This window comes from Streptomyces phytophilus (assembly GCF_013870535.1).
In the GTDB taxonomy this organism is placed as follows: Bacteria; Actinomycetota; Actinomycetes; order Streptomycetales; family Streptomycetaceae; genus Streptomyces; species Streptomyces phytophilus.
The window spans coordinates 1-3,536 of record NZ_JACBXC010000618.1 but is presented as its reverse complement, the minus strand read 5'-3'; the positions used below and the strand labels follow the sequence as shown (position 1 = coordinate 3,536).

3 protein-coding genes are annotated in these 3,536 nt (G+C 74.4%); all 3 read right to left on the bottom strand.

The window, feature by feature from the left end:
- Window positions 1–1,016, bottom strand: a 1,016-nt coding sequence (locus H5J30_RS22365; RefSeq protein WP_181789177.1) for an ATP-grasp domain-containing protein, incomplete at its 3' end; no start/stop codon positions are given.
- Entirely contained in the window at window positions 1,013–2,614 is a 1,602-nt protein-coding gene (locus H5J30_RS22360) for an MBL fold metallo-hydrolase (protein ID WP_181789176.1), read from the bottom strand. The genes H5J30_RS22360 and H5J30_RS22365, both read right to left, overlap by 4 nt.
- A gap of 37 nt (window positions 2,615–2,651) precedes the next feature.
- On the bottom strand, window positions 2,652–3,536 hold an 885-nt coding region (locus H5J30_RS22355; protein ID WP_181789175.1), incomplete at its 5' end, for a S9 family peptidase.

Here is a 3,536-nt window from a genome sequence, read left to right as displayed (position 1 = left end):
CGCCCCAGCGCCAGCCGCATCGCCGCCGCCACGAGGTCGACGCCGGAGCCGCGGCGTACGACGTCGCCGACGAGGCCGCCGAGGCGGCCGTTGACCTCGATCAGGCGCGGCCCGTCCGCCGTGAGTTTCAGCTCCGTGTGCACGATCCCGTCGCGGATGCCCAGGGCCGCCGCGGCCGCCTCGGCCAGCTCGTGCGCGCGCTCGGCGAGTTGCGGCCGCAGGGTGTGCGGGACGAACGAGCCGCGCTCCCGGAAGGGCCGTACGAGCGGGAACTTGCCCGTCACGCACAGCCGGTGGCAGGCGCCCTCGTGGACGGCGGTCTCGACGGAGACGTAGTCCCCCCATTCGGGGCCCGCGCGCGCGGCGTCCCCCGGGAGCAGCCCTTCCACCAGCAGCTCCGCGCCGGGCGCGGCGGCGAAGAACTCCCCGGCGGCGGCGCGGGCTTCGGCGGCGCTGTCGACGCGGGTGACGAAGCGGCTCCCGGTGCCGCGCCGCGGCTTGAGCACTGCGGGCAGGCCCACCGTGTCGAGCGCGTCGGCCACGCCGACGGCCTTGTCCGCCGCGGCGAAGGGCGGCCCGTCGAGTCCGGCGGCGGCGAACGCGCGGCGCTGCGCCAGCTTGTCCACGAGCAGCCGGGTCACCGCGGGGGAATGCCAGTGCCCGATACCGAGCCCCGCCGCGAGGGCGGAGGTGGTCTCCATCCGGTTCTCGCTGAACGTCACGAGCCCGGCGGGAGCGTACGCGGCGACCGCGGCCACGGCCCCGGCCCCGTCGAGCCCGGTGATGTCGCACAGGGTGAACCGCTTCGCCAGCACGGGCAGCAGGCGCCGGACGTGGTCCGAGGCCGTGTCGACCACCAGGACCACTTCGGCGCCGCAGGCGCGCGCGGCGGTCGCCACCTCGGCCGGGCCCGCCGCGCCCACGTCGTAGACGACGCCGACGGCGGGGCTCCCGCCGGGCGTGCCCGCCGCACCGCCCGGCGGGTACGGGGCGGGGCGTGCCGGCGGCTGGGTCACTTCTCCTCGTCCCGCACCGGCCAGAAGCGCTCCGCGGTGACGTAGAGCAGCTCGGAGGGCACGCCCCGGTCGCCGGCCAGCTTCCGCAGGAGGACCTCCTGTTTGAGCTGCTCGGCCCCGGGGTCGTACCAGCAGCCGGTCAGATGCTTGAGCCAGGGTTCGATGCCCAGCGCGTAGACGAAGATCTGGCGGGCCCCCAGCCGCTCGGCGAGCGAGTCGGCCGGCGCCGCGAAGGAGCCCTTGAGGCCGCGCTCCACGCTGTGCTCCCGGGCGATGGGCTGGTCGAGCAGCGGCCCGTAGAGCCAGCTCATCGGGGCGCCGACGCACTCCAGGCCGATGAACATCGCGTCGACCCGGCCGATCTCCGCGGCCACCAGGTCGTAGATCGTCGGGTCCACGGGCGAGGTGTCGGTGGCGAACATGAACCCGCGCCCGCCGAGGCGCACCAGCGGCACCATCTTGGCCCGGATGTCGAGTTCGCCGTGCTCGCCGAGGAAGGGCAGAGCCGTGATGCGCGCCGGGCCCAGCTCGATCGACTGCATGTCGGCGACCTCCACCACGTCGGTGAAGCCGTAGTGCTCCAGCAGGGTGCGCATGCCGATGTCGGCCAGGCTGCCGCCGGAAGCCTGCGGCACCACGATCACGCCGATGCGGCGGCGCAGTTGCAGCAGCGTCTCCAGGGAGAAGTGGTCGGAGTGGGCGTGGCTGATGATCACGACGTCGATGGTCTCGGGCAGGTCGGCCATGGAGTAGTGCTCGTCGAAGCCGTCGCCGTCGTAGCCGAGGGTGGGGTCGGTCATCACCGTGAACCCGCCGAAGTCCAGGAGCACGGAGGCGTGGCCGAAGTAGCGCATGCGCACCTCGCCGGTCAGGTTCGGCTCGTACGCGCGCGGCGCCTCCTCGGTGAACATCCGGCGGAAGCCCGCCTTCTGGTCGTCCGCGAGACCGAACCGCTCGGCCAGCCCGTCCACGTCGACGGGGGCCAGCCGCGCCGCGAACAGCTCGTCGAGCAGCTCGGAGGCGAACGGGACCGCCAGGTCGACGCGTTCGGGCTCCGGCAGCACCGGCGAGCTGTAGATGAACGGCTGGTCGGGGTCGTGCCGCTCGCGCAGGGAGACGACCTCGGCCTCCGGCTGCGCCGCCGGCGTCCGGTACAGCAGGCTCTCGAAGAACCGGACGGAGGGGTGGTTCGCCGTGTCGTAGACCAGCTCGGTGATGCCGCGCAGCGAGTCGGGGAGGTCGTCGTAGAGCGACGTGAGCGCGCGCCCGTCGGCGTGCTTGGCGAGCATCTCCCGCACGGTGTCGATGTCCTCGGCCATGCGGATGCGCGGCGCGGCCTCGCGCTCCGTACGGTCGAGCAGCTCGGTCACCGCCTCCGGCCCGTTCGCGCCGGGGCTCACGTAGGGGGCCCCGAACATCTGCGGGTTGGCCAGGGCGCGGGCGTGCTTGCGCGGCGCGTCGGCGTAGCTGCGCAGTGCGGGGAGGTGGCGCTTCACCAGGTTCAGCGCACCGGTGTGCGGCGCGGCCACCATGGGGACGGCGTACCAGCGGTGGATGAGGGGTTGGACCACCGTCGACGGCGAGAGATATCCACGCATCAGAAACCTCGGTCGGCTAGTCGGAGACGTACGGGATTCAGTGGCGGGACAGGGAGGGTTCGGCCTCCGCCCCCGCGTGCCCGAGCACGCGGGTGAGGAACGCCGACTCCGCCGCGACGAGGTGGCGGATGTTCTCGGGCTTCGCGATCGCGTGGCCCTCGTCCGGATAGACCACGAGTTCCACGGCCGCGCCCCGCTCCCGCAGCCCCTCGCGCAGCCGCTCCGCCTGCTCGACGGGCACGACGGGATCGCGGCCGCCGTGGAAGACGAGCACCGCCGCCGTCCACGGGCCGGGTCCGCGCAGCGGGGAGCGGGCGGCGTACTCCGCCCGGGCCGCGGGCCAGGGGCCGATGAGGCTGTCGAGGTAGCGGGATTCCATCTTGTGGGTGCGCTCGGGGATCGCCTCGGGGTCCGTGACGCCGGCGTAGCAGACCACCGCCGCGAAGTCCCGGTGTAACGCGGCCGCGTTGAGCGCGGTCAGCCCGCCGGAGCTGCGCCCCCGGACGGCCAGCCGGCGGGGGTCGGCGAGGCCCTCGGCCACGAGGTGCCGGGCGGCGTTCACGCAGTCGGTCGCGTCGAGCACGCCCCACAGGCCGCGGATCCGCTCGCGGTAGGCGCGGCCGTGGCCGGCGCTCCCCCCGTAGTTGACCTCGGCGACCGCGTACCCCCGGCTCGTCCAGTACTGGACCTGCACGTCCAGGGGGGCACCGGCCGCCACGGTCGGGCCGCCGTGGCAGGTCACGAGCAGCGGGGGCGGCACGCCGTCGGGGCCGCGGCGGTCCGGGTTGCGCGGGGCGTAGTAGAACCCGAAGACGGGCTGCCCCTCCGAGTCGAACTCGAACGGCCGCGCCTCGCTGATCCATTCGCCGCCGGGCGCGGGCCGCCGAAGACTCGTCCGCAACTCCGTGGGCGGCCCGCCGCC